Consider the following 6033-nt stretch of genomic DNA (forward strand, 5'->3'; position numbering starts at 1 on the left):
AATCGATGAAAATTTACATTGTTTATGATAGCGAAGCAGGCCATACGGAACAACTTGCCCGCTCGATTGCCAAAGGTGCGGAAAGCGTGGAAGGAGCAGAGGTCTTCATTAATCACGTTAAAAAGGCAAGCGTCAAAGACCTTGATCAAATGGATGCGATTATCTGGGGATGTCCCGGCCATTTCGGCACCATCAGCTCTGGCATGAAAGAATGGATCGACAAGCTTGGCTACTTGTGGGCTAACGGGAAGCTGGTCGATAAAATCGGAGCCGTCTTCTGCACGACGGCAACTATTCACGGCGGCATTGAAGCTACCTTGCTGAACTTGATTACGCCAATGTTGCACCAAGGGATGATTATCGTTGGCTTACCGGCCAATATTCCAGAGAATGCTCTGTACGGCAGTTATTACGGCGTAGGCGTCACATCTCCCGTTGAAGATACTCATGACGCGTTAAGCCAATCCCTCTTCACGAAGGGTCTGTTGTTAGGCGAATCCCTTGGAGCGCGCGTAGCTAATACGGCTGGCACCTACGCGGCAGGGAAGAGAACGCCGGGGACGGTTTAAGTCTCCAAGGCTACAAAACCGAACTTATGAAAAGCGCGGCCCCAATAAGGAGCCGCGCTTTATTGTTTATGTAGATAGTGCTTTTTTCTTGCTGGCAGGCAAGGAGCTGAATAGGGACACTTTGTTTTTGCCGGTGGTCTTCGAATGGTACATCGCTTCGTCTGCCTGTTTGATCAGCTGGACGATCTCGTGGCTATCCTTGGAGGTACTAACGCCAACGCTTACGGTTACGATAGTCTCCTTCTCTACACGGCTGCGAATCGATTCGGCGACGCGTTCGGGCTTGACCCGATCGGTGGAGACGCATGCTAGAAGCTCTTCGCCGCCATATCGCCCAGCTGCTCCAATGCCGGCTGATTCTTCCTTCATAATCTCCGCCACTTGCTTCAGGACGCCGTCGGCTTTGTGATGGCCTTGCGTATCATTCAGTTTCTTGAAGTTGTCGATATCGCAAAAGATAACGGCAAGTCCTTTTTGCCTGCGAAGCAGCTGCTCGGCTTTCGAGGTGAAGTGACGGCGGTTGTACAAGCCCGTCAAGCCGTCCGTAATCGATGATTGATAGGTCATCATCAGCCGTTCGATCACCCACTCAAACAAGAGGAGGAAGAGCTGCATGAAATATACGATTGGCAGGAAATAGCCGAGCAGCACCAGCCAATCCACCGATCCGTGGAAAACGTAACCGTCCGCGATTCTCGAAAGGTCGAGAACGAAATAGGTGATGAGGCTGGCCGAGAACTTTCCGTTTATTTCCGCCCCTTTGCTGCCTAGCAATATAAGGAAAGTTACGATTAACGAATAGAAATCGAGGCCAAGGAAACGGTATTGCCCACCCGGTATTAACGTTGTATCCCCGGCCGGATCGAGCAACATGAATTGAAAAGCCGCGATAAAAAAAGTAACGCAGATGAGAAGCACAAACGGCATAACTTTTATTTGCGCTCCGCGATGAGTATATAATTTCATGAATACAAAGTTTATAATGATAAAAGAAACGATTTGCAGCATCATGGAGATGACGTGAAGCCCAGGAGGCAACGCTTGGCCGGGGTAAGCAAGCATCGCAAGAATCGTGTTTTGCACCATAAACAGCGGAATGGTCAGCGTTAATAGCCGATAAATGCGTTTGTTTCGGTAGCTGGCATAAAGTCGGGTTGACATGAAGAGCATGAGTATAAGGATAATAATAACGCATGCGGATGAAATAAGTTGGCCGTTTGGCCCGGTTAACCAGGTTAGTATTGTCATAATTTAGTATCACCATATCCTACTTGAGTGTTGCTTTACAGAAACATATGTTCTAATATATCATGATTTACGGGACCGTAAAAGCATGACCCAAGAACGAATTAGCATTCGCGCGCGGCATCGTCCCCCATAATAATGTTATCGGATTTTTCTACCGCAAAATTAAAGATGAAAGAAGGAAGGACATTGAATATTCTGCAGGCATTGTTTTTTCCGCCGGAACAACCGGGCGGCGTGTCCTCCATGGTGCCTTACATTCAAGAACGGTTTTTGAAACTGGGCTGGCAGATGGAATTGTTCTCGCTTCCGAAGCGGGTACGGGGCAAGGGACAAGAAGAAATCGTATTTGAAACGTTTGATGTGACGCCGTTTCTCGGCGATCCCATCGTTGATAAATATTTGCAGACGATACGCGATTATATTTGGTGGACGCGTCTTCGCCTCAAGAAATCATACGATATTATACATGCGCATCATCCGATAGCGGCGCTAGTCATGAAACAGCTGTACCCGGATACGCCGGTTATGATGACGATCCACTCCAGCTTTGAACGGGAGCTTGTCTTGAACGGCCGAATTAAAGAAAACAGTACCGCACACCGTTTCCTCGTCTCCATCTACGGAGAGCTGGAAGCGAAGTTAGACCGGCTGCTAACCGTATCGGATTCTTTCCGGACTTATTTATCTCCTTTTATGAAAGATTCATCCGTTATTAAAGTCATCCCGAACGGCTTCGACGAGAAGAGGTTCAAACCTATCGCCCACGAAAACGCGGTACCGCAGTTTATTACGGTATGCCGCCTCGTACCGGCGAAAGGACTGGATATTCTGCTGCATGCTTGCGCGGAATTGAAGCGGCGCGGCCATCCTTTTGTCCTGCACATTATCGGGGACGGACCAATCCGCGAGGAGCTGGAACAGCTTGCCGTCTCGCTCGACTTGTATGACGATATTATATTTTACGGATATATGCTGCATCCGGAAGAGTTCATGCCGTTCTTTGACGTGTTTGTCCTGCCTTCCAGAGCGGAAGCATTCGGCTCGGTATTCGCGGAAGCGGCATTATGCTGGCTGGCTCTCGTTGGCACGAATGTCGGCGGGATTGCCGAGCAAATCGATGACGGCGTGAACGGATTGCTGGTACCGCCTGAAGATGCGCCTGCACTCGCCGATGCGCTTGAGAAGCTCGTCGTGGACCCGACCTACCGTTATAATCTAGCACGTTCCGGATGGGATAAAGCCAAAAAGGTCTATTCGCTCCAGCGCGTTATTTCGCAGCTCAAAAAAGTATATTTATCGTTGAAGCCGGAGGAATAAATCGTGACGGTTCCTTTTCGGTTTATACATGCGGCTGACCTGCATCTGGATAGTCCGTTCCGCGGAATGAGCAAGGTGCCCGAAAGGTTGAAGGAGAAGCTGATGGCTTCTACCTTCACCGCTTTGCGCCGGTTAACGGAGACGGCCATTGCCGAGCAGGTTGATTTTATCGTTGTTTCCGGCGATTTGTACGATGAAGCGGACCGTTCGCTGAAAGCCCAGCTGTTCCTGCTCAAAGAATGGGAACGGCTGCAGCAGCACGGCATTGCCGTATTTGTTATTCATGGCAATCACGATCCGCTAAACGGCGCAAGGGCAGAACTGAAGCTACCGTCCAACGTGACGCAATTTGGAGCTACAGGAATGGAATACAGGCCGGCTTACTGCAGAAGCGGTGAGCTGGCTGCTTTTGTTTATGGGATGTCGTACGGCAAAAGACATGTGACGGATAATCTGGCGGCCGGTTATTCGGCGGTGGCCGGAGCGCCTTTTCATATTGCAATGCTGCACGGCAACGTGAACGGCGATCAATCCCATGACCCGTATGCGCCATGTTCGTTGGAAGAGCTTACAGGCAAAGGCTTCGATTATTGGGCGCTTGGCCACATCCACACAAGAAAAGTGCTTCATGAATATCCGCATATTGTGTATTCAGGCAATATACAGGGCCGTAACCCAAGAGAGACCGGGGCAAAGGGATGTTATGTGGTGGAGGTGTCCGCAGCGCGGGCCGTTCGACTGACATTCTTAGCGCTAGACGAGATCAGGTGGCTGGAAGACGAGCTGCCGATCACGGGAATACATACGGAACAAGAGCTGTTGCTTAGGCTCGAAGAACAGGTGGAGAAGCTCGCGCTGGAGGGAGACGGACGAACGGTTATGGTTCGGCTCGCGTTGACCGGCCAAGGTCCTTTGCATCAAAAACTGGCAGATCCGCTTACGGTTCAAGCATTGCTTGAACAGCTTCAGCAATTGTCCCCCGATGCGTGGGTATATAGTCTCGATGGACATACCAGAGCGGAGCTGCGGTTAGCCGACCTGGAAGACGAGAACAGTTTTGCCATGGAGTTATACCGGCTCGCGCAGCGGCTGGAAAATGACCATGAGGCATGGAGAAGGGAAGCCGCATCGGCTGTGTCTCCGCTTGCCGGACATGCCAAGCTGGGCAGATTGCTGCGCGGACAATGGGAGGAGCTGCCCGTTGACTGGCTGCAACAAGCAAGAGAGCTAACGATCGGCTTGCTGTCATCAGAAGGCAGCGAAGGGAGGAAGGACGAATGAAGCTGCTGGAAGCGCGGATAGACGGCTTCGGCCAGCTGCAGGGATTCAGCTGCCGGCTGGACGGTCCTTCCGTTATTTTATACGGGATGAATGAAGCCGGGAAAAGCACGTTGTTTGGATTTATCCGGATGATTCTATACGGGTTTGCAAGGCGGAATCAACCTTCCGAGCGGCAGGAACCCGTGAACGGGGGTACCCATGGCGGGCAACTTGTATTTGAGGACGAGCATGGCCATACCTATTTGGCGGAACGATATGCAAGCCAAAACGGCGGCCGGTTGAAGTTAAGACGGTTGCTCGACAGCCATGGCAAAGAAACGCAGCTGGCTGAAGAGAACTGGCCGACGCAGGCGGAATGGGAACGGGATTTTCTCGGCGGGACCAATGAGCAGCTGTTCCGGGAATTGTATGCGATTACGTTAACCGAGCTGCAGCAGGTCGGAGCTTTGTCGCATGATGAACTCGGCAAGTATTTGTACCATGCGGGCTGGGAGAACGGCAAAGCTATCGCCGCCGCCGAGAAGAAGCTGCAACAGGAAATGGAGCAGCTGTTTAAGCCGCGCGGCACTAACCAGCGGATGAACAAAGAGCTGAAGACGTTAGAGCAAACGGAGCAGGAGCTGCGGAAGCAGGCAGATGCGATTCGAGCGTATAATGAGCTGCAGCAGGAAATCGAGCAAGTTCATCTAGAACTGGGCGGACTTGAGCAAAAGTTGCCTCATCGGCAATCCGCCGCGCAACTGGCGGTGAAAGCGCAGGCCATCAGGCCGGTATGGCTGAAGCAACTTGAGCTTGGCCGGGAGCGTGAGAGTATGGCCGATGCTCGGCGAATTACGGCTGAAGCGGAGCTGCGCTGGTATGAACTGCAGAAGGAACGCGGAAGTAGAACCCGTGAGCAAGAGCGGCTAGAGCAGGAGCAAAAGCTGGTCAACCAGAAGCGCGAAATCATCCGCTATGATGAGGAGCTGCTTGGACGGAAGGAAGAAGCCGAAGCTTTGCTTTTGGAAAGCGAACGGATGCAGCTTTTGCGGGAAGAGAGCATCACGCGGGCAAGCGAGCTAGCGGCAGACGAAGAGATGCTTGCTAGGCTGCTGGGCCGAATCTCGCCGAACTGGGGAGAAAAGCAACTGCTTGACTTGCAGCTCACCGTGTCGGACCGGGAATATGTGCGGGGGCAGAAACAGCTGGAAGCGGAAGCGGGCCGCAGCACGGAACGGCTGAAAGCGGACATGCAGTCGGTGACCCAGCAGGAACGGGAAGCAACGCTACAGCTAGCCGAATCGGAAGCGGAGCTTGCTCGCGCGGAAGCGGCGGCAAGCGGTCCGCTGCGGACGGGCGGCGGAGCTTTCCTGCCGCAAACAAGCGATGCGATGCGAGCGGCTTGGCATGAGTGCGATGCGGCGCTGCGCGAATGGGAGCTTGAGCGGCTGCAGAAGCCGGCAGCCGCTCAAGAGGCGGGCCAGGGCGTTGCCGGCCCGCTGTGGATTGGAGCGGCGCTGGCTGGCGGCGGCGCAATTGCGCTTGGCGCCGCAGAGCTTGCCGGCGGCGCTTTCCCTGGCGCAGCCGGCGCAGCTGCTGCGCTAGGCGCGCTCGCGCTGGCGCTGGCGGCGCTGGCGCG

The 6033-nt window shown here is 53.2% G+C and carries 5 protein-coding genes; 4 read left to right on the plus strand and 1 reads right to left on the minus strand.

Features of this window, described 5'->3' with window-relative positions:
* The first annotated feature begins 5 nt into the window (after window positions 1–5).
* Window positions 6–569 (plus strand): NAD(P)H-dependent oxidoreductase, encoded by a 564-nt coding sequence (locus tag QQK89_RS06020; protein WP_284237585.1) that lies wholly within the window; start codon window positions 6–8, stop codon window positions 567–569.
* 66 nt (window positions 570–635) lie between these two features.
* Here the strand turns inward: QQK89_RS06020 and QQK89_RS06025 are convergent, their stop codons facing one another.
* A complete protein-coding gene (locus tag QQK89_RS06025) occupies window positions 636–1817 on the minus strand; it encodes a GGDEF domain-containing protein (RefSeq protein WP_284237586.1) in 1182 nt (393 codons plus the stop codon).
* A gap of 186 nt (window positions 1818–2003) precedes the next feature.
* On the opposite strand from QQK89_RS06025, the gene QQK89_RS06030 reads away from it, so the two are divergent.
* The 3 genes from QQK89_RS06030 to QQK89_RS06040 all read left to right on the plus strand — a co-directional run.
* Window positions 2004–3134, plus strand: coding sequence for a glycosyltransferase family 4 protein (locus QQK89_RS06030; protein ID WP_284237587.1), 1131 nt, complete (start codon window positions 2004–2006; stop codon window positions 3132–3134).
* A gap of 3 nt (window positions 3135–3137) precedes the next feature.
* The gene (locus QQK89_RS06035) at window positions 3138–4415 is read left to right on the plus strand and encodes a metallophosphoesterase family protein (RefSeq protein ID WP_284237588.1); all 1278 of its coding nucleotides are present in this window, start codon (window positions 3138–3140) and stop codon (window positions 4413–4415) included.
* Window positions 4412–6033 (plus strand): AAA family ATPase (locus QQK89_RS06040; RefSeq protein WP_284237589.1); only part of this gene is annotated, 1622 nt, incomplete at its 3' end. The genes QQK89_RS06035 and QQK89_RS06040, both read left to right, overlap by 4 nt.

Source organism: Paenibacillus glycanilyticus, from assembly GCF_030161375.1.
GTDB lineage: Bacteria > Bacillota > Bacilli > Paenibacillales > Paenibacillaceae > Pristimantibacillus > Pristimantibacillus glycanilyticus_B.